Annotated in this window: 13 protein-coding genes; 8 read left to right on the top strand and 5 right to left on the bottom strand. The window is 66.6% G+C overall.

The window, feature by feature from the left end; translation table 11 throughout:
* Nucleotides 1–498 precede the first annotated feature (498 nt).
* Entirely contained in the window at nucleotides 499–1,140 is a 642-nt protein-coding gene (locus tag A39O_RS33860) for an ATP-binding protein (RefSeq protein ID WP_020505806.1), read from the bottom strand.
* A 561-nt stretch (nucleotides 1,141–1,701) separates the two neighbouring features.
* Here A39O_RS33860 and A39O_RS0116675 point away from each other — a divergent pair.
* Together A39O_RS0116675 and A39O_RS0116670 are read left to right on the top strand one after the other, a co-directional pair.
* The gene (locus A39O_RS0116675; protein WP_020505805.1) at nucleotides 1,702–1,932 is read left to right on the top strand and encodes a type II toxin-antitoxin system Phd/YefM family antitoxin; all 231 of its coding nucleotides are present in this window, start codon (nucleotides 1,702–1,704) and stop codon (nucleotides 1,930–1,932) included.
* 2 nt (nucleotides 1,933–1,934) lie between these two features.
* Nucleotides 1,935–2,342 (top strand): PIN domain-containing protein, encoded by a 408-nt coding sequence (locus A39O_RS0116670; RefSeq protein WP_020505804.1) that lies wholly within the window; start codon nucleotides 1,935–1,937, stop codon nucleotides 2,340–2,342.
* Nucleotides 2,343–2,395: 53 nt separating this feature from the next.
* On the opposite strand, the gene A39O_RS33855 is transcribed toward A39O_RS0116670, so the two are convergent.
* The 4 genes from A39O_RS33855 to cysD form a co-directional block, all read right to left on the bottom strand.
* Nucleotides 2,396–2,779, bottom strand: coding sequence for a c-type cytochrome (locus A39O_RS33855; RefSeq protein WP_020505803.1), 384 nt, complete (start codon nucleotides 2,777–2,779; stop codon nucleotides 2,396–2,398).
* On the bottom strand, nucleotides 2,776–4,362 hold the full coding sequence (locus tag A39O_RS33850; protein WP_020505802.1) for a flavin monoamine oxidase family protein: 1,587 nt from the start codon (nucleotides 4,360–4,362) through the stop codon (nucleotides 2,776–2,778). Before A39O_RS33850 ends, A39O_RS33855 begins: the two co-directional genes overlap by 4 nt.
* A 745-nt stretch (nucleotides 4,363–5,107) precedes the next feature.
* On the bottom strand, nucleotides 5,108–6,982 hold the full coding sequence (cysN, locus tag A39O_RS0116650; RefSeq protein ID WP_020505800.1) for a sulfate adenylyltransferase subunit CysN: 1,875 nt from the start codon (nucleotides 6,980–6,982) through the stop codon (nucleotides 5,108–5,110).
* On the bottom strand, nucleotides 6,982–7,866 hold the full coding sequence (gene cysD, locus A39O_RS0116645) for a sulfate adenylyltransferase subunit CysD (protein ID WP_020505799.1): 885 nt from the start codon (nucleotides 7,864–7,866) through the stop codon (nucleotides 6,982–6,984). Before cysD ends, cysN begins: the two co-directional genes overlap by 1 nt.
* Before the next feature lie 689 nt (nucleotides 7,867–8,555).
* Here cysD and ovoA point away from each other — a divergent pair.
* From ovoA to A39O_RS36715, 6 genes are all read left to right on the top strand, one after another.
* A complete protein-coding gene (gene ovoA / locus A39O_RS0116640) occupies nucleotides 8,556–10,703 on the top strand; it encodes a 5-histidylcysteine sulfoxide synthase (protein ID WP_020505798.1) in 2,148 nt (715 codons plus the stop codon).
* Nucleotides 10,690–11,862 carry a MalY/PatB family protein gene (locus tag A39O_RS0116635; protein ID WP_020505797.1) on the top strand — a complete coding sequence of 391 codons (1,173 nt, stop codon included), beginning with the start codon at nucleotides 10,690–10,692 and terminating at the stop codon, nucleotides 11,860–11,862. Before ovoA ends, A39O_RS0116635 begins: the two co-directional genes overlap by 14 nt.
* Before the next feature lie 4 nt (nucleotides 11,863–11,866).
* Nucleotides 11,867–14,686 carry an ATP-binding protein gene (locus tag A39O_RS36720; RefSeq protein WP_051088831.1) on the top strand — a complete coding sequence of 940 codons (2,820 nt, stop codon included), beginning with the start codon at nucleotides 11,867–11,869 and terminating at the stop codon, nucleotides 14,684–14,686.
* 385 nt (nucleotides 14,687–15,071) lie between these two features.
* On the top strand, nucleotides 15,072–16,679 hold the full coding sequence (locus A39O_RS0116625; RefSeq protein ID WP_020505796.1) for a peptidoglycan D,D-transpeptidase FtsI family protein: 1,608 nt from the start codon (nucleotides 15,072–15,074) through the stop codon (nucleotides 16,677–16,679).
* Entirely contained in the window at nucleotides 16,676–18,118 is a 1,443-nt protein-coding gene (locus A39O_RS0116620; protein ID WP_020505795.1) for an FtsW/RodA/SpoVE family cell cycle protein, read from the top strand. Before A39O_RS0116625 ends, A39O_RS0116620 begins: the two co-directional genes overlap by 4 nt.
* A 131-nt stretch (nucleotides 18,119–18,249) precedes the next feature.
* Nucleotides 18,250–20,406 (top strand): RCC1 domain-containing protein, encoded by a 2,157-nt coding sequence (locus tag A39O_RS36715; RefSeq protein ID WP_020505794.1) that lies wholly within the window; start codon nucleotides 18,250–18,252, stop codon nucleotides 20,404–20,406.
* Nucleotides 20,407–20,460: the final 54 nt, after the last annotated feature.

The following is a 20,460-nucleotide window of genomic DNA, read 5'->3' as shown; positions in this document are numbered from 1 at the left end:
CTGGTGGTCTGAGTCACAGGCGGGGGGCGTCGTCTAGCAGCCTGTCGGACTTTAGGCGACTTCCGAATAAGACGCTATCAAGAATCAAGCTCGTAGGAGCCCGCTTGCGGGCGACGTGACCTGCCGGAATCGCGTCATTGTGCCCCCACCCGTCGCCCGCAAGCGGGCTCCTACAGGTTGGATTTCTCGCGGCAATCACCTTATGTTAGATTGTGGAGCAACAAAAAGCCTTTATGTTGACTCATGCCCTTATCCTAGGGGCTAAGTCCGACAGGCTGCTAGGGCGCAGGGTCAGGGGACTGCGCTGGCCCGCCCGGTCCGCTGACGATCTCCCGTAGGCGCAATCGCGGGCCTCGATCAAGATTCCGGCCACTTGGGCTCGCCGGGTGCGTCGTCAGGCCATCCTGGCCTGACACCCTCAGGGCTGGAAGCCCTGACTACGCACGCCGCCGGCCGGGATTACGATCAAAGCCCAATCCAGCGCATCGCCGGTTGTGCTCATTGGCAATCCGCGTGGAACCGCTTTGCGGGCAACGTGATCCGTAAGAAATCGTCCGTTGCCTCGAAGATGGCTTGATCACCCGTGTAAGCATGAACCAGCGGAACGATCTTTCGCCGAACGCCCATGCCGCGGGCGTCCACGTAGCCATAGTCGCGCAAAACCTCAACGATGATCGGATTCCGCGCGGAGCGCTGGCCAGCCAACATTTTGACGATGGTCATCGCGTTCTGCAACGCACCGGGGCTGGTCACGGTCAGACGGTTGCCGTAACGCACGACTTCGATTTCAGCGGGACGCGTCCAGTCGCGATGCGCGACGGCATTGAGCAGACACTCCCGAACCGCTTCGGGCGGATAGAACCAGCGCCGCTCGCGACGCAGATTTTCTACCAGTTCGGCGGTTTCCTCCGATAAGAAGGGCTGCGCGCGCTCCATAAACACTTCGATCAGGCCGGGTTGTGCCCGAAACATCTGGCCGGTTCCGGAGTCCTCGACACCAATCAGCAGCCGTCCTCCTTGGAAATTGGCAAAGGCAACAACTTCCCGCGCCAGTTGCTCTGGTCGCAGCGCGTCCCGTTTAAATTCGACGCCCGAGTTTTCACCTTGCTCGATCAGTCGTAATAAGTCTTCTGGAGCCATAGCAATTTCTCCGATCTACCCCGACAAGACCGGGCTTGGCGGAGCGCCGTCGTTCGTCGTTTAGCCCGTGGGGCGCAAACCGACGCCCACCGGAAATCCAGTAGGACATAGTAACGCAGCAAGGATTCCCGAATCTCCAGGGCCGTGGCCCGGCAGCAATTCCAAATTTGGGCGGCACCACGCGACCTCTGGTGGATGCGGCGCGCGCGACCGCCGTGCCGGGTCCCCGACACCGAGCGGCGCGCCTTATCCACCCTACAACGGAGCCGGTTTCGTAGGGTGGATAAGCGCAGCGCATCCACCATCGGCCTCGCTGCCGACACGCTGTTGGCGGCGGCCACCCAAATTTGGAATTGCTGGTGGCCCGGTTTTGGATTTGCTCGATCAGGGTCAACAGATCAGCGAAACGCGGCGGCGATGGGGAGTCGCGGTGAACGCCGATGGTCGCGATCCCGCGCGGCCCCATCGCGGCCGGAGGCCGCTCCCACGGGGACGATTGAACCTTGCACTAACCGCCTCGACGCACTATTATGACCATGTAGTCATCTCTGGGATTTCATCATGCGCAGCGTGCAGGTCGTAGAAGCAAAGGCGAAATTCTCCGCGTTATTGGCGGCGGTCGAAGCCGGCGAAACGGTTGCTATCCTGCGCCGTGGCCGGGTCGTCGCCCGGCTTGTGCCGGACTCCCCGTGCGTGGCAGCCGACGCATTCCGGGCCCTCTGGGCCGACCAAGACGACATCGACCTGGTCATGTCGGCGGATCGACCGCCCGAACCCGTCGAGCCCCTATAAGGATGCGCTACCTGATCGACACCAACATCTTCATCGCCGCCATGAAAGGCGTCGCCAGCGTTCGCTACAAACTTGAGCACACCGCACTGAGCGACTTGGCGCTTTCTCCCGTAGTGCTCGCCGAACTCGAACTCGGTGTTGAAAAAAGTGCATACCGCGAAAAGAATGCCGCCCGCTTGACGGGCGTTGTGGCAAAGATTGCGTTGATACCGATCGATGCCCAGGTCAGCCGACATTACGCCACCATCCGCGCCGACTTGGAGCGAAAGGGTACCCCAATCGGCGCCAACGATTACTGGATCGCCGCACAGGGTCTTGCGTTGGGCGCGGTCGTCGTCACTGACAACGAAGCCGAATTCAACCGCGTCTTGGGTCTCCATGTCGAAAACTGGCTCGACACCGCGCCTTAAGGCGGCATTATCGGGACGACCGCATGCGATTTCGCAGTTCGCTCACGCCGTTGTCAATGCAGAATCGGACAGTCGCCCGCGGCGGGCCGCAGCGCGGCGATGGCCTCGGGGGCCAGCGGCGGCGACTGGTTGCCGTTGGCGGCGGCCAGGTGGTTGGCGATGGCGGCAATCTCGGCGTCGCTCGCCAGGGCACACAGGGGATACATGTTGCCGGTTCCGTGCAACGCCTTGAGGGCGACATAGACGGGGCCGGCGGCGGCCACCTGGGGGTTGCCGAACAGCGCGGGATAGGGGCTGCCGCTCAAGGGCGCGGTGCCCTGCCCGTGGCAGGCCGCGCACAGGTCCGCGTAGAGGGCGGCGGGTTCGTCCGCCCGGCCGGCGCCGACCGGCAGCAGCGCGACAAGCGCCAGGACAGATAGCGTGCTGCGGGATTTCATGACTGCACCGCCCATTGCTGTTGCAGGAGCTTCAGCCCGGCATGGGCCGATTGGACGGCCCCCTCCATCCAGGCCGGAATCTGGCTTACGTGTTCCCCGGCGAAGATGACCCGCCGGTCACCGCCGGCCACCCGCGGCAAGTCGCGTGCCCGGGCATTGTCGGTCCAGGCACCGAAACAGCCGGCACTGAAGGGGATGCGCGGCCAGGCGACCGAAACGGCCGAGTCCAACTCCGCCGCGGCGCCCGGATGCAGCGACTGCAAGTCCGCCAGGGCGGCCCGATGCCGTTCTTGGGGTTTCAGTGCAGCCAACGCCAGCGCACCCCGTACCCCATAGTAGTTGGTCAGAACCCCGGTCGCCGAGCCCAGCCGGACGCTCGGGTAGGCGACGAAGAGTTCCGGGTCATCGACGTACGAATAGCCGCCGAAAATCTGCTCGTCCTGCTCCCAGAAACGGCGGCGGAAGCCGAAACCGACCTTCAGCGCCGGCTCATAGCCCAGGCGCGCGATGATCCCCCGGACGGCCGGATCGAAGTCGCTATCGATCCCCGACAGCACGATGAAGGGGATGGTGCAGACGAGCCGCGCGGCATGCGCCTCGTGCACCTCGCCGGAGCGCGTGTCCCGCCAGCGCACCGAAACCCCGCCGCTGTCCTGGCGCACCCGGACCACCTCCGCACCCAAGCGGATGGTCCCCGCCGGGAGTTGTCCGGCCAGGGCCGACGCCAGGTGGTCGATGCCGCCCGTCACCGTGAGGACCGGCGTGGGATACTTGGCACTGTTGATCCACCCTGGGGCCTCGGCCAGTCGTCCGTAGGACCACACGTCCTCGGCCGGAAAGGGCTTCGACAACACACCGGGGGCGTCTACCGCTCCCGGCGGGACCTGATAGCCGCGGGCCGGGCCGCCGACATAGCGCCCGGACGCGTCCAGCAGACCGAAGCGGCGCGCCCAGGCGGCCAGGGCCTGATCTTCGGCCGCGCCCGCCGCGGCATCCCTGCCTGACTCCAGCAGTTCCACCAGACGCTGCATCGAATAACCGATCTCGTCCCGGTCCAGCTCGCGGAACCGGATCCGCTGACCGGAGAGCGGATGGCCGGGCTTGCGGCGCAGCAGCCAGTTCTGGCCCTGGGGGCCGCTGGCGTAAAGTTCCAGCGGCACGCCCAGACTCCGGGCATAGGCGAGAACGCCTCGATGACTGGTGAGGATGCGGTTGGCAGCCGGATTGAGATAATCGCCCGGCGCGAACCGGCACTCCTGCTCGGCCCCGCCCATCTCGGTGAAGCGGTCTCCCCCGCGCAGCGTCCAGCAGCGCCCGCCCACCCGCTCGCGCGCCTCCAGCACCCGCACGCGGCACCCGGCCTGGTGCAGTTCATAGGCGGTGACCAGCCCCGCGATGCCGGCGCCCAACACCAGTACATCCTGACCCTGCGCACTGCCCGCCGGCAGAACGGCGCCGGCCGTCGCATCGGACCCGGTCGGCCCCGCCATGGCCGGCCAGTGCGCGCCCGCCGCGAGCAGGGCGCCAGCCAGCAGCAGGCGGCGGCGGGAAAGATCGGTGTCATCGGTCGGAGCGGTCTTCATGTGGTCTCTCGCGGCATTCGAGCCGGGCACGATTGCGCCGGTGCTTGTGTCCGATCTCAAGCTAGCGGAACGGCGCGTCAATAACCTTGACGGCCGTCGCTGAAACGCACCTCGAGCCTTGACGTTCTGTCGTTGTTGGTGAGATCGCGCTGCTCGGCATCGACGATTAAGGCCGCCTCGACTGAATCCGGTCGGATGCGGCTTTCCGTCCGGTGGGCGCGGTGACCGGGGCGACGCGACCGGAGGTCGATGCTTTAGCGGGCGGCGGCGCCGCGTTCGGCCGAAACCTGCGGGTGCAGCAAGATCTGCTGGGGGCTGTAGGGGCGACCTAGCAGCCTGTCGGACTTAGCCCCTAGGATTAGGGTATGAGTCAACATAAAGGTTTTTTTGTTGCTCCACAATCTAACGTAAGGTGATTTCCGCGAAAAATCCAACCCGTAGGAGCCCGCGTGCGGGCGACGGGTGGGGGCACAATGACGCATCCAACCCGTAGGAGCCCGCTTGCGGGCGACGGGTGGGGCACAATGACGCGATTCCGGCAGGTCACGNCGCCCGCAAGCGGGCTCCTACGGAGCTTGATTCTTGNTAGCGTCTTATTCGGAAATCGCCTAAAGTCCGACAGGCTGCTAGGCGATTTCCGACAATTTCGATACCGTAGGTGCGACTGAAGTCGCATCGACATCCGAGCCGATGGTTGGCGGTATCCGGTGTTCCGGAAATCACCTAAAACCCGCCCGACGCCCTTTCAAGCCAGCGCGCGCAGCACCGCCTCGACACAGTCCTCGGGGGACATCTCCGGGGTCCGCAGGTGGACCTCGGGCGCCTGCGGACGCTCATAGGGGCTGTCGATACCGGTAAAGTTCTCCAGGCCGCCCTGACGTGCGCGGGCGTACAGGCCCTTGGCATCGCGCCGCTCGCATTCCTCGACCGGGGTATCGACGAAGACCTCGACGAACTCACCCGGCTCGAACAGGTCGCGTGCCATGCGGCGCTCGCTGGTGTAAGGCGAGATGAAGCTGACCAGCACGATCAAGCCGGCATCGGCCATCAGCCGCGCCACCTCGGCCACGCGCCGGACGTTCTCGACCCGGTCGGCCTCGGTGAAGCCCAGGTCGCGGTTCAGGCCGTGACGGACGTTCTCGCCATCGAGCACATAGGTGTGCTTACCCTCGGCGTGCAGTCGTTTTTCCAGCAGGTTGGCGATGGTTGATTTGCCGGAACCCGACAGCCCGGTGAACCAGATGCAGCGCGACGCCTGGTGCTTCTGCGCGGCCCGTTCGGACTTATTGATCTCCAGCATCTGCCAGTGAATGGTGCTGGCGCGACGCAGCGCGAAATCGATCATCCCGGCGCCGACGGTCTCGAAGGTGAGCTTGTCGATCAGGATGAAGCCGCCCATCACCCGGTTGACGCCGTAGGGCTCGAACACCAGGGGTGCGCCGGTGGACAGGTTGACGACCGCGATCTCGTTGAGTCCCAGCGACTTGGCCGCGAGGTGCGCACCGGTATTCACGTCCTCCCGATACTTGATCGCGGTGATGGTGGCCGTCACCTCCTTACAGGCGATTTTCATCAGGTACTGCCGGCCCGGCGTCATGGCGTGCTCGACCATCCACAGCAGCTTGGCCTCGAACTGGTCCGCCACTTCCGGGGGCGCGGCGGCGGCCACCAGCACATCGCCGCGGCTGGCGTCGACCTCTTCCGTCAGAGTGACGGTCACCGCGTCGCCCGGATGGGCGGTCTCGACCGCGTCGAAACCCGCCAGAATCGCCTTCACCCGCGTTTGCACGCCGGACGGCAACACGCGCACCGCATCGCCCGGATGCAGGGTGCCCTCGGCGATCCGACCACAGAAGCCCCGGAAGTCGAGATTGGGCCGGTTCACCCACTGGACCGGCATCCGGAAGGCCGCGCGCTCGCTGGTATCGCTGACATCGACCGTGTCGAGATATTCCATGAGGCTGGGGCCGCTATACCAGGGCGTCTGTGCACTGCGGTGCAGCACATTGTCCCCGTCCAGACCCGACAGCGGAATGGCCTGGGTGCTGAGGAACCCGAAATCGACGGCAAAGGCCTGGTAGTCGGCGATGATCCCGTTGTAGACGGCCTCATCGAAACCGACCAGATCCATTTTATTGACCGCCAACACGATGTGACGAATCCCCATCATGGCGGCGATGCGGCTGTGACGGCGGGTTTGCGTGAGCACGCCCTTGCGCGCGTCGATCAGGATGACCGCCAATTCCGCCGTGGAGGCGCCGGTCGCCATGTTGCGGGTGTATTGCTCGTGACCGGGCGTATCGGCAACGATAAAGCGGCGGCGGTCGGTCGCGAAGAACCGGTAGGCGACATCGATGGTGATGCCCTGCTCGCGCTCGGCCTGCAGGCCGTCGACCAAGAGCGCCAAGTCGGTCTTCTCACCTTGGGTGCCGTACTGGCGCGAGTCGCTCTCGAGCGCCTCCAGTTGGTCGTCGAAAATGCTCTTGCTTTCGAACAGCAGACGGCCGATCAGGGTACTCTTGCCGTCATCCACGCTGCCGCAGGTGATGAAGCGCAGGGTTTGCTTGTTGCGTTGCTCTTCCAGGAAGGAAACGATGTCACGGGCGTGCAGGTCGTTCATCAGAAATAGCCCTCTTGCTTCTTCTTCTCCATCGATCCGGGGGTATCGGCATCGATCAACCGGCCTTGACGCTCCGAACTACGGGCATTGAAGGTCTCGGCGATCACCGCCTCCAGCGTATCGGCATCGCTCTCGACGGCGGCCGTCAACGGCCAGCAGCCAAGGGTGCGGAAGCGCACGCGCTTCATCACCGCCTGTTCACCCGGTGCAAAGGGGTAACGGTCGTCATCGACCATGATCCATTGACCATCGCGCTGCACCACCGGCCGCTCCGCCGCCAGATAGAGCGGGACGATCGGAATGCCCTCGGCGTGAATGTATTGCCAGATGTCGAGCTCGGTCCAGTTACTGATTGGAAAGACCCGGATCGTCTCGTCCGACTTGACGTGGGTGTTATAGAGATTCCACAGCTCCGGACGCTGGGCTTTGGGATCCCAGCGATGACCCGCCGCGCGGAATGAGAAAACACGTTCTTTGGCGCGGCTCTTTTCCTCGTCGCGCCGGGCACCGCCGAAAACCACATCACTGCCCAGGGCATTCAGGGCTTGCTTGAGCGCCTGGGTTTTCATGACATCGGTATGGTAGTTGCTGCCGTGGGTGAATGGATTGACCCCCGCCGCGACCCCCTCCGGGTTCGTATGGGTGATGAGCTTCATCCCGCTCTCCTCCACCATGCGGGTGCGGTGCAGGTACATCTCGGCAAACTTCCAGCCGGTATCGACATGCAGCAGCGGGAACGGCGGCGGCGCGGGGTAGAAGGCCTTGCGTGCCAGGTGCAGCATGACCGAGGAGTCTTTGCCGATGGAGTACATCATGACGGGATTGCGGGCCGTCGCCACGGCCTCGCGGATGATTTCTATGGATTCTGCTTCAAGGGTGAGCATGGGTCTGTCCGCGGTTGAAGAAGCCGGGTGGATCGTTTCGGAAACAGGCAAACAGTGATGGTCAGCGTCTTTGACTCATCGAGCTCGGATGATTATGGGTCCGGTTGCTGCACTGCACAAGGGCCGGCACGTGCGGATTCGAAACCTGCGGTCGATGCGCGTGGTTGACGAAAGCTTATTAGCATCACAGCAAGTTATTAACCTTTGAATTACCAGTTGATGCAGTGACGCCTTTACGAGCGCGGATACTTCACCCTGAATCCGGCAATGACTCGGAAAACCGAGCGGGCCTTGATCATCGGATGATGAAAGTTCCCCGTGGGAGCGGCGTCCCGCCGCGATGCGGTGCCGCGGTGACCGCGAACGCTGCGGCTGCGCGCCCGGCCCCATCGCGGCGGGACGCCGCTCCCACGGGGTCGCTGCGCGACCTTCACAGTAACCCTCGGCCCCATCGCGGCGGGACGCCGCTCCCACGGGGTCGCTGCGCGACCTTCACGGTAACCCTCGACCTCCAGTGCGGGACGCCCGAGGACTGGCCGGAACGAAGACCAGGGCGGTTACGCACGCTCGGGGCGCCGCGCGGTCGCCCGATCCGGACATCCCTGTTATTCCTGCCCTCTAGCCCATAAATTGGCGGGCTATGGGCGGCGCCCGCCTGTGCCGACGGCAACCAGATTACACAGAACGCCATGAATACGGAACGCTTCCCCCGCACCCCACTGCTGCACGGCGAGGATCCCGTGGCCAAGCGCCGCGAGATCCGCGACTATTTCATCGCGACCTTCGACCGGTATGAGTCGCTGTTTGCCACCCTGGCCACGGCCGATGCCTACTATCGCAAGCCGATCGCCCTGCGCCATCCGTTGATCTTCTATTTCGGCCACACGGCAACTTTTTTTATCAACAAGTTGATCCTCGCGGGCCTGCTGGAGCAGCGGCTCGAACCGCGCTTCGAGTCGATGTTCGCGGTGGGCGTGGACGAGATGTCCTGGGACGATCTGGACGAGTCGAACTACGACTGGCCGTCGGTCCAGGCCGTGCGCGACTATCGCCAGCGGGTCCGCACCGCCGTGATCGGCCTGATCGAGCGGCTGCCGCTGCGTCTGCCGATCGATTGGGACAGCCCCTGGTGGCCGATCCTGATGGGCATCGAACATGAACGCATCCATCTCGAAACCTCTTCGGTGTTGATCCGGCAGCAGTCGCTGGACTGCCTGCGCACCGACCCGGCCTGGGAACCCTGCCGGGAGACGGGCGAACCACCGGCCAATCCGCTGGTGCCGGTCGCCGCCGGGTCGATCCGGCTCGACAAGGACCAGGCGAGCGCGCCCTACTATGGTTGGGACAATGAGTACGGCCTCCATGAAGCCGAGGTCCCGGCGTTCGAGGCATCGCGGACACTGGTCTCGAACCGTGAATTCCTGGCCTTCGTCGAAACCGGCGGCTACGAGACCGACGGTTGGTGGACTCCCGAGGGCCTGGCCTGGCGTCAATTCAGTCAGGCGCGCTTCCCGACCTTCTGGGTCCCGGAGCCCGCGGGCTGGCGCCTGCGCCTGATGCTGGAAACCGTCCCGATGCCCTGGAACTGGCCGGTGGAGGTCAACTATCACGAGGCCAAGGCATTCTGTCTGTGGAAGGCGGAGCAGACCGGCACGCTGGTGCGGCTGCCGACCGAGGACGAGTGGTACCGCCTCCATGATGTCGCCGGCTGCCCCGAGGTCCCCGCGGATCGACCGGCCGCCGCCAACCTGCATCTGGATCACTGGGCCTCCTCCTGCCCGGTGGACCGCTTTGCGCAGGGGGCGTTCTGCGACGTGACGGGCAATGTATGGCAGTGGACCGAGACCCCGATCTACCCGTTCGCCGGATTCCGGGTGCATCCGCTCTACGATGACTTCACCACACCAACCTTCGACGAACGCCACAATCTGATCAAAGGCGGGTCCTGGATCTCCTGCGGTAACGAGTCGCTGCACTCGGCCCGCTATGCGTTCCGCCGCCATTTTTTCCAGCACGCCGGCTTCCGCACTGTGGTCGGCGCGGCACCCGGACTGCCGCCGGCCTCGCACTACGAGACCGACCGCTTGCTGTCCGAATACGCCGAGTTCCACTATGGCGCCGAGTATCACGGCGTACCCAACTTCCCGCGGGCGCTCGCCGACATCGCGCTGCGCTGTCTCGGCGACCGTCCGGCCCGCCGCGCGCTGGATCTCGGCTGTGCGACGGGCCGCACCACCTTCGAACTGGCGCGCCGCTTCGAGGAGGTGACCGGCATGGATTTCTCCGCCCGCTTCATCGGCCTGGGCGCGCAACTGGCGGATCAGGGCGTACTGCGCTACACGCTGGTGGATGAGGGCGAACTGGTCTCCTGGCGGGAGGTCTGGCTGAAGGATCTGGATCTCACCGAGGCGCGGGATCGGGTCACCTTCGTTCAGGGCGACGCCTGTAACCTCAAGGCCCAGTTTACCGGCTATGATTTGCTCGTGGCCGCCAATCTGATCGACCGGCTCTACAGCCCGACTCGCTTCCTCGCCCAGTGTCACGCGCGCATCAATCCCGGCGGCTTGCTGCTCATCGCCTCGCCCTACACCTGGCTCACCGAGCACACCCCGCGAGAGGAATGGCTGGGCGGCTTCAAGCGCGACGGGGAGAACGTGACCACACTGGACGGGCTCAAGACGGTGCTGGGCGCGCACTTCCGGTTGATCGAGGGGCCGCTGGAGGTCCCCTTCGTGATCCGCGAAACCCGCCGTAAATTCCAGCACAGCCTCTCCGAGGTGACGGTTTGGGAGCGTCTTCCGGAGCGAGAGGATGCCCCCGCACATGGACAAGACTGAACTGGATTTCGACCGGCCGATCGATCGGGAGGGCACGGCCGCGGTCAAGTGGGACGCGCGCCTGGCGCAGTTCGGTGACCCCGGCGTGCTGCCCCTGTGGGTTGCCGATATGGATCTGCCCGCGCCGGCGGCGGTCACCCGCGCCCTGGCCGCGCGGGCGGCGCACCCGGTCTACGGCTACACGCTGTTTCCGGATGCGCTCTTCAGCGCCCTGGCCGACTGGATGCGCGAGCGGCACCACTGGGTCATCGAGCGCGACTGGGTCATCATGGCGCCGGGGGTGGTGCCCTCGCTCGCCGCGGTCGTCCAGGCCCTGACCGAGCCCGGCGAGGCGGTGATCGTCCAGCCCCCGGTCTATGCGCCCTTCTTCTCGGTGGTCCGGGCCAACGGCCGGCGCGTGGTGGAGAACCCGCTGCGTCCCACGCCCGCGGGCTACGCCTTTGACCTCGATCATCTGGAACACTGCGCCGCCACGGGCGCGCGCCTGCTGATCCTGTGCTCGCCGCACAACCCGGTCGGACGGGTCTGGCGCACGGACGAGCTGACCGCCCTGCTGGAGATCACCCGCCGCCACCGCATGGTGGTCCTGTCGGATGAGATCCATCACGACCTGTGCTTTCCGGGCGAGGTCCATCACCCCCTGGCGCGACTCGCGGAGGATCCCGCCTCCGTCATCACCGCCGCGGCGCCGAGCAAGACCTTCAACATCCCTGGTCTCGGACTCTCCGTGCTCATCTGCCCCGACCCGATCCAGCGCCGCACCCTGCGCCACGTGTTCGACACCTTTCATGTCAGCGCCAGCAACCCGTTCAGCGTCGCCGGCTTCACCGCCGCCTACCGTGAAGGCGGCCCCTGGCTCGACGCCCTGCTCGGCTATCTCGCGGGCAATCGCGATCTGGCGCTGGACTTCATCGCCGCCCGACTGCCCGGCATCACCGCAATCCGACCCGAGGGCACCTATCTCCTGTGGCTCGACTGCCGGGGCCTGAGCCTGGACGATGCCGCGCTGCACGCTTTCTTCATCCAGCGCGCCGGCCTGGGCCTGAGTCCGGGAACCCTGTTCGGCACCGGCGGCAGCGGACACATGCGGCTCAACCTGGGCGCCCCGCGGGCGGTCATCCAGCAGGCGTTGGAGCAGCTTGCCGCGGCCTTGGGGTAACGCTATGAACGTCACCCTTGCCGGCCTCGTGTCGGCCAATGCGGGGCGGATGTCATCGCTGAGGGCGGGATCGGCCGTCGCCGCGGCGGTCACGGCCGCTTTGGGCGCGTCCGTCCTGCTCGGGTGGCAACTGCGGATCCTTGCACTCACGAACGTGCTGCCCCACTGGGCCCCCATGAAGCCCAATACCGCCTTGGGGTTTCTGTTCGCGGGCCTGGCGCTTTGGTGGTTGCGGACCGCCCCGCCCGGCGGGCGCCGACACGGCGCCGGCCTGGCGTGTGCCGGCGGCGTCGCACTGCTCGGCCTGCTCAACCTGACGCAGTGGTTGGGCGGGTGGGACTTCGGGTTCGACAACCTCCTGTTCAGCGCAGCACCGGGGACGGACAGTGAGCCGTCTGCGCTGCGCATGTCGCCCGCGACCGCGTTCTGTTTCCTCTTGGCGGGATTGGCCTTGTCGACCCTGAACAGCGGCGGGCGCCCCGGCCGCCGGCCCACCGAGGTGTTGGTCCTCCCGGTGCTGGCCGTCGCGTATGTCGCGCTGCTCGGCTATCTGTACGGCGTCGGGAGCTTGCACGAAGTCGCACCTTATGCGTTTGTTGCCGTGCATACTGCCGCGGGATTCCTCGTCCTTGGCGTTGGCATCCTTTGTGCGCGGCCGGACCGGGGATGGATGGCGCTGGTCGCCGGGGATACGGCGGGCGGTGTCCTGATCCGCCGGCTGTTGCCGACGGTCCTGCTGATCATGCCGGTACTGGGATGGTTGGGGCGCGCCGGCGAACACGCGGGCTGGTATAGCGGCCCGTTCGGTCTGGCCTTGGTGGTCCTAGCCAGCGGGCTCGTGCTCACGGTCGTCGTGTGGCGCAGCGCCCACTCGCTGGACTCGGCGGAATGCCGGCGGCAGCGGGCGGAAGCAGCGCGCGCGGAGGGCGAGCGCCATTACCGCGTGCTGACCGAAGTGTCCCCTCAATTCGTGTGGATCAGCGACGCCGTCGGCACTTGCACCTATGTCAACCAGTGTTGGGTCGACTATACCGGACTGACCGCGGAGCAGTCCGGGGGGCTGGGCTGGACCCAGGCGATCGACCCCGACCACCGTCCGGCGATCACGCAGGCCTGGCGGCAGGCCGCCGCGAGCGGCACCTGGAACGAGGAAATCCCCTTCCGACGGGCGGCCGACGGACACTACCGCTGGCACCTGAGCCGCGCCGTCGCGCTGCGCGACGACCGCGGACAAATCCTGCAGTGGATCGGCACCGCGATCGACATCCACGACCGCAAACTTGCCGAGGAGCTGAACCGCAAGACCCTGCAGGCCCTGCCCGCGCACATCGCCGTTCTGGACCGCCAGGGCCGCATCGTCGCCGTCAACCAGGCCTGGATGGACTTCGCGACGGCCAACGGTGCCGAGGGCTCCCCGACGGTGGCCGTCGGCGCCGATTATCTGGCCGTCTACCGGCGCCCGGGCGTGGCGGATGACCCCGATATCGCGCGGACACTGGTGGAGATCGAGGGCGTGCTGAACGGCACGCTGCCGCGGTGCGTGATGGAGTATCCCTGTCACAGCCCATCGCAGCAACGCTGGTTCGTGCTCACCGCGGTACCGCTCGGACCGGACGGCGGGGCCGTGGTCACGCACCTGAGCATCACCGAGCGCAAATTTGCCGAACTGGCCCTGCGCGAGGCCGATCGGCGCAAGGACGAGTTCCTGGCGACCCTGGCACACGAGCTGCGCAACCCCCTGGCACCGATCCGCAATGCAGTCGAGATCCTGAGCTTCACGCACGCGCCCGCGGCGGATCTCCAGGCCGCGCGCGACATGATCGCGCGCCAGGTCGGTCATATGGTGCGGCTCATCGACGACCTCATGGACGTCAGTCGGATCAGCCGCGGCAAACTGGAACTGCGCCGGGAGCGCGTCGCCCTGGCGGCGGTGATGGAGCAAGCCGTCGATACGTCACGACCACACATCGAGTCCGCCCGCCACCGCCTCGTGCTGTCGTTGCCCCCGTTCCCGATCCTGCTCGACGCCGACCCGGTACGCCTCGCGCAGGTCTTCTCCAACCTGCTCAACAACGCGGCCAAGTATACCGCGCCCGCGGGCACCATCACGGTGACGGCCGCGCGCGAAGGCGCCCAGGTCATCGTCAGGGTGACGGACACCGGCATCGGTATCCCGCCCGAGAACCTGCCGGGTTTGTTCGATATGTTCTCCCAGGTCGGGGCCTTCCCGGATCGGTCCCAGGGCGGGCTTGGTATCGGTTTGGCGCTGGCCCGCAGCCTGGTGGAACTGCACGGCGGTCAGCTCGAAGTCCAGAGCGAGGGACGTGACATGGGGAGCACGTTCAGCGTACGGCTACCCGTCATCGCCGAGGCAACCGCCGACCCGACGGCGCCAACCGGGCGTGGCTACGACCACGGGGACCAGGCGCGCCGCATCCTCGTCGTGGACGACAATCGTGACAGCGCCGACTCGCTTGCCATGCTGCTGCGGCTCGCCGGCCATGCGGTCGAGACCGCCTATGATGGTGTGGAAGCCGTCGCGGCGGCGCAGCACTACCATCCGGACGTCATCCTGCTCGACCTGGGAATGCCCAAGCTCGACGGCCACGACGCCTGCCGACGCATCCGCGCGTCCCCCTGGGGCCGTCACATCGCTATCTACGCCGTGACCGGCCGGGGGCAGGAACAGGACCGCAATGACTCCCGGGCGGCCGGGTTCGACGGCCACCTGGTCAAACCGGTCGAGGCCGCTACCCTGCTGGATTTGCTGGACCCTGTGCGCTCCGGACCGCCTGCCGCTACCGGGCCGCAGACGCCTGGGTGATATCGCATTCGGACGTGATCACCGGACCTAGCAGCCTGTCGGACTTAGCCCCTAGGATAAGGGCATGAGTCAACATAAAGGCTTTTTGTTGCACCACAATCTAACGTTAAGGTGATTTCCGCGAAAAATCCAACCCGTAGGAGCCCGCTTGNGGGNGNCGGGNGGGGGCACAATGACGCGATTCCGGCAGGTCACGTCGCCCGCAAGCGGGCTCCTACGGAGCTTGATTCTTGATAGCGTCTTATTCGGAAATCGCCTAAAGTCCGACAGGCTGCTAGGGGCGGGTTTCAACCCCCCCTACACCAAGCGTCTGTCTGGACATCAGGTACGAAGGCTATAATGCGCGGCCTTGCCACCTTCCACGTTTAGGATCGAACCTTCCAGGGTGACTGTCTCGACCCCTCTGCAACTGTTCGGCGCGCTCGTCGATTCCGCCGCCTGGCCGGCGCTACGGATCATCCTGCACCTGGCGTTCTTCGCCGCTGCCGTGATCATCCTGTGGCGGATCTGGACGCGGCTCGCCGGTGCCAAGTCGCGACCAGGCCAGACGCTGCAACTGTTCGGCGCGCTGCCGATGGCGGGCGTGGCCGCGGCCTTTCTGGGGGTGCTGCTCTATCAGGCGAGCTGGCATCTCACCGGGCTCTTTCGGCCCGCGTTCGTCGCCTTCATGCAGTCTCATGACCGCCGCGAGTTCAATCCGGCCCACCGGATCCAGCGCGGACGCATCCTCGACCGCCACGGTCAGGTGCTGGCCGAAAGCCAGGAACGCGACGGCCGGGTCTACCGGGTCTATCCTTTTGGCCGGGCCTTCGCCCACACGGTCGGCTACAGCGACCCCCGGTTCGGGGCGATCGGCGCCGAGGCCGCGGCCAATGCGCAGCTCAACGGGGCCACACCGGAGATCCTGGCCTCCTGGGGCGAACTGGGGCGCCAGTTGCTGACCAAGGACAAACGCCCGCGCGGTCAGGACCTGGAACTGACCCTGGATGCCGAACTGCAACTCCTGGCGCTGCAACAGTTGGGCAGTCGGCACGGCGCGGTCGTGCTGCTGCGCCCCGCGGACGGCGCGCTGCTGGTGTTGGCGAACAATCCGGCCTTCGATCCCAACCGCTTGTCGCCCGGCTTATTCTCCGGACCGGCGGCCGGGACGCCCTTGCTGAACCGCGCAACCCAGGGGCTCTATCCGCCGGGGTCGGTGTTCAAAGTCGTGCTGGCCGCCGCTGCCATCGAGTCCGGCTTCAACGGCACCCTGCATTGCCCGGCGGGCGGTTACACCACCTCGAGCCGCTACCCGCCGATCCGCGACCATGACTATTACACCGCGGCCAAGGCCGGACGGACCTGGGCCGGGCACGGCAATCTGAACCTGACGACGGCGCTGGTGGAGTCATCCAACGTCTTTTTCGCCCAGCTCGGGGTGCGCCTGGGGCATGACAGTTTCGCCGGCGCCGGTGAGCGCTTTCAGTTCGACCGGCAGGTGCGGCTCTATCCGGGAACCGACCGCTACGGCAATCTGAGCACCGGCCGCCTGCCGCGCTTTGCCCGCAACGATCTGTACGGCCTGGCGCAGGCCTCCATCGGTCAGGGCCGGGTGCTCGCCACGCCCGGTCATCTGGCGACCATCGCCGCGGCGGTCGCCAACCGGGGCCTGGCGATGCGTCCGCGCCTGCTGGCCCAGGAGCCGCCCGCGCCTTTGGGCCAATACATGACGGAAGAGACCGCGGCGCGGCTGGCCCAGATACTGCGCAAGGTGGTCACCACGGGGACCGGTCGCGGCATCGACGGACCGCAACTGGCTATCGCCGGCAAGACCGGCACCGCCCAGAACCCCCGCGGCGCGGCCCATAGCTGGTTCATCGGCTTCGCGCCGGCCGCGGCGCCCACCCTGGCGGTGGCGGTGCTGGTGGAACACGGCGGCTATGGTTCGAGCGCGGCGGCACCCATCGCCCGCGACCTGCTCCTGAAGGCGATGGAACTGGAGAACGCCCGATGAACGCTGCCGCTTCGCCCGCCGGGCTCGCCGCGACCTGGGACCTGCGCCAGGGCGAGCGCGAACTCTTGCTCTCCTGCCTGGGATGCATCGCCCTGGGCTTCGTGCTGGTACTGGGTTCGGAGCACGCGGCCGGCCGGCAGTTGACCGCGTCGGCCGTGCTGCCGCTCCTGATCTATGGTTTGAGCCTGATCGGACTGCACCTTGCCCTGGTGCTGCTGCAGTTCCGCGGCGATCAGGTATTGACTGCCGTGGTCGCCTGTCTCGCCGGCTTTGGTCTGCTCGCGCAGTACCGCATGGGCGCCTTCGCCGGCACCCTGGGTGCGGGCGATCCTGAGCTCTATCTGATTCCCGCCGGGTTCGCCGCCCTGCTGATCACCGCCGCGGCCGGCGCCAACGGACGCTACCGGTGGCTGGCCAAGGGTCTGTGGCTGTGGGCCGGTGTGTCGCTGGTCCTGCTGGTGGTACTGCTCGTGACCGGCACCCGCTTTCGCGGCGCCGTCTACGCCCTGGGCTTCACCACCCCGACCGAGGTCCTCAAGGTCACGGTGATCCTGGGTCTGGCCGCCTATTTGGAACGGCACGCGCGCGCCCTCGCCCGTTGGCATCCCCGTTTCCCGCTGCTTCCGCCCCTGCGCGCTCTGTGGCCGCTGCTCGTCTTCTGGGTGCTGCTCGTGGGACTCCTGGCGCTGCAGCGGGACTTGGGAATGATCGTGATCCTGAGCGTCACCCTGCTCGTCGTGCTGGTGCGGGCCACCGGGCGTGTCGGCTATTTCGGCTACGGTCTGCTGGCCGCCGTCGGATCGGGTGCCCTGCTGCTGACGTTCTTCGCCCATGGTCAGCGCCGGGTCGAGGCCTGGCTGGACCCCTTCCAGGACCCGACCGGCGACGGCTGGCAGATCCTGCAGGGACTCTCGGGCATGTACGCGGGCGGTCTGTGGGGCGAGGGCTTCGGCAACGGCAGCCCCGAATACACGCCCATCGCCCGTTCGGACTTCATCTACGCGGTGATCGGTGAAGAACTGGGTTTTCTGGGCTGCGTGCTGGTCGCCCTGTTCTTTCTGATTCTGGTGCAACGCGGCATCATGATCGCCGGCCAGGCGCGGACCGATTTCGGCCGACTGCTCGCCGCCGGGTTGACCACGGTGCTGGCCGTGCAGACCCTGCTCAATCTCGGCGGCGTCACCAAGGCCATCCCGCTGACCGGCATCACCCTGCCCTTCATCAGCCACGGCGGCGCCAGTCTGCTGACCACCTTCACCGCGGTCGGCCTCCTACTCGCGATCTCCGACGGACCACCGGGCGCCGGCCGGCGGCCGGCACGGACGGTCAAGCGCGCCCCGGCGGCCGACGCAACGCCGTCGGCGCCCGTCCCGGCACCGCGGCCGGTCGATCGACCCGCGCGACCGCGGCGGCGGCCCGCTGCGGCCAAGACGCCGTGATGACACACTGGCCGGGCGGCAACGCCCTGAACCTAAGCACCATCCGTCCGGTGGCGGTTGAACACGAACGCGCAACCATGCTAGGGTTCGCGCGCTCCTGCTTCAATCCTCCCTAATAGATGGAAATACAAATGCTTACTGACCTGTTTCGACGCCATTCGGGGCCGCGCGGCCAACGCGCGCCGCTGGTTCTCGTCGGTTTGCTTCTGACCCTGAGTCTGGTCCTGGGCCAGGCCGCGGCCGGGCTCACGGCGCCCGACGACGCGGCGGCGACCAATGCCGCAGCGCTACGCGCGCAGGTGGCCGCCGCGGGGTGGGTGACCGTGCGGGTCGACCTGCGCGCATCGGAGCAAGCCGCGGCGGCGCCCGTCGTGGAGGATGACCTGGAGCAGACGGTCCAGGACCTGCTGTTCGCCTTGCCGGCCGGGTCTTATGATGGGGTGCAGCGAACCGCCGGTTCAGCCCGCCTGACGCTGCGGGTGGATCCCGCCGGGCTGGATGCGCTGCTGGGCTCGCCCTGGGCGGCGACCGTTGCCGCGGCCGACACTGCGGAGATGCAGCGGCTGGCCGCCGGCTGGTATCACAGTCTGGTCATCAAGACCGACGACAGCCTCTGGGCCTGGGGACTCAACAACAGCGGCCAGCTCGGCGACGGCACCACCGCTGATCGCGTGACGCCGATCCAGGTCCTGACCGGGGTCGCGGCCGTGGCGGCCGGCGCTTTTCACACCCTGGCCCTCAAGACCGACGGCAGCCTCGCCGCCTGGGGTTGGAACTTTCTTGGACAGCTCGGCGACGGCACCACTGCCAGTCGTCACACGCCGATCCAAATCCTGACCGGGGTCACTGCCATGTCAGCCGGCGGTTGGCACACCCTGGCCGTCAAGACCGACGGCAGTCTCTGGGCCTGGGGATGGAACATCTACGGCCAACTCGGCGACGGCACCACTACGGATCGTCATACGCCGATCCAGGTCATGACCGGGGTCGCGGCCGTGTCCGCCGGCGGTTGGCACACCCTGGTCATCAAGACCGACGGCAGTCTCTGGGCCTGGGGAGACAACAGCACCGGTGCGCTCGGCGACGACACCACCACTAACCGTTATACGCCGGTCCAGGTTCTGACCGGTGTCGCGGCCATGTCCGCCGGAGATGGATTCTCTCTGGCCCTCAAGACCGATGGCAGCCTCTGGGCCTGGGGGTTGGACCAAGGCTGGCTCGGCGACGGTACCACCGCCAATCGCTTGACGCCGGTCCAGGTCATGACCGGGGTCGCGGCCGTGTCCGCCGGCAGTTCTCACGCCCTGGCCCTCAAGACCGACGGCAGCCTCTGGGCCTGGGGGTCTAACTTTTTCGGTGAAATCGGCGACGGCACCACCACCTGGCGCTATACACCGGTCCAGGTCTTGACCGGAGTCGCGGCCGTGTCCGCGGGCAATTATGACACTCTGGCCATCAAGACCACCGGCAGCCTCTGGGCCTGGGGATGGAACATCTACGGCGAACTCGGCGACGGCAGCACCACGGACAGCCCGACTCCGGTGCCGGTTGTCGGGTTCGAGGGGCCGCCCACGACCTCCGACGCCGACTTCACCGTCACCAACGTCAGCCTGAACCCGAGCGCCCCACTCGCCGGCGGGACCTTCAATGCCTCGATCACCGTCAAGAATCGGGGCACCCAGGCGGGAAACCCAGGACGGCTGCGCGTCTGGACCAACCAACCCCAGACCCAAAGCTGCAATGCCCCAGGGGACACTGAAATCAACCTGGCGGACCTGCCCGCGGGCGCCAATCAGACGGTACGGATCAGCCTGCCGGCCGGCACCGCCGGGTACAAGACCCTGCGGACCTTCATCGACAGCGAGTGCCTGACCGCAGAACCCGATGAGGCCAACAACCAGTCCGGCAAGGGCTACCGGGTCTTCGACCAGCCGATCGCCGACTTCGCGGTCACCGCCATCGACCTGACGCCCAACCGCCCCGCCGCCGGCAGGACCTTCAGCGCGGCCGTGACGGTGAAGAACCGCGGCACCGCGCCCGGCGACGCCGGCACGCTCGCCCTCTGGGTCGATCAGCCGGACGTCCCCGCCTGCGGCGCCGTGGGCGACGCCGCGGTCGCCGTCGGCCCCCTCGCCGCCGGGGCCACCCGCACCCTGACGCTGGACGGCCTCCCCGCCGGGACCGCCGCCGCCAAGTCACTGCGCGCCTTCATCGATCACACCTGCGTCAGCACAGAGGCTTACGACGCCAACAACCAACGGGTGAAGCCCTATACCGTTGTGCCCTGAATCGCCATCCGACGGTCGCTCGGGCAACCTTGGATGTCGGTGCGACTTAAGTCG

Origin of the sequence: Lamprocystis purpurea DSM 4197 (assembly GCF_000379525.1) — a bacterium.
GTDB classification, from domain to species: domain Bacteria; phylum Pseudomonadota; class Gammaproteobacteria; order Chromatiales; family Chromatiaceae; genus Thiodictyon; species Thiodictyon purpureum.
This window is presented reverse-complemented; position numbering and strand designations above follow the sequence as displayed.

Coding starts and splice junctions, on each gene's coding strand:
- A39O_RS33860 (WP_020505806.1), bottom strand. CDS start 1,140: ATGGCTCCAGAAGACTTATTACGACTGATCGAGCAAGGTGAAAACTCG.
- A39O_RS0116675 (WP_020505805.1), top strand. CDS start 1,702: ATGCGCAGCGTGCAGGTCGTAGAAGCAAAGGCGAAATTCTCCGCGTTA.
- A39O_RS0116670 (WP_020505804.1), top strand. CDS start 1,935: ATGCGCTACCTGATCGACACCAACATCTTCATCGCCGCCATGAAAGGC.
- A39O_RS33855 (WP_020505803.1), bottom strand. CDS start 2,779: ATGAAATCCCGCAGCACGCTATCTGTCCTGGCGCTTGTCGCGCTGCTG.
- A39O_RS33850 (WP_020505802.1), bottom strand. CDS start 4,362: ATGAAGACCGCTCCGACCGATGACACCGATCTTTCCCGCCGCCGCCTG.
- cysN (WP_020505800.1), bottom strand. CDS start 6,982: ATGAACGACCTGCACGCCCGTGACATCGTTTCCTTCCTGGAAGAGCAA.
- cysD (WP_020505799.1), bottom strand. CDS start 7,866: ATGCTCACCCTTGAAGCAGAATCCATAGAAATCATCCGCGAGGCCGTG.
- ovoA (WP_020505798.1), top strand. CDS start 8,556: ATGAATACGGAACGCTTCCCCCGCACCCCACTGCTGCACGGCGAGGAT.
- A39O_RS0116635 (WP_020505797.1), top strand. CDS start 10,690: ATGGACAAGACTGAACTGGATTTCGACCGGCCGATCGATCGGGAGGGC.
- A39O_RS36720 (WP_051088831.1), top strand. CDS start 11,867: ATGAACGTCACCCTTGCCGGCCTCGTGTCGGCCAATGCGGGGCGGATG.
- A39O_RS0116620 (WP_020505795.1), top strand. CDS start 16,676: ATGAACGCTGCCGCTTCGCCCGCCGGGCTCGCCGCGACCTGGGACCTG.
- A39O_RS36715 (WP_020505794.1), top strand. CDS start 18,250: ATGCTTACTGACCTGTTTCGACGCCATTCGGGGCCGCGCGGCCAACGC.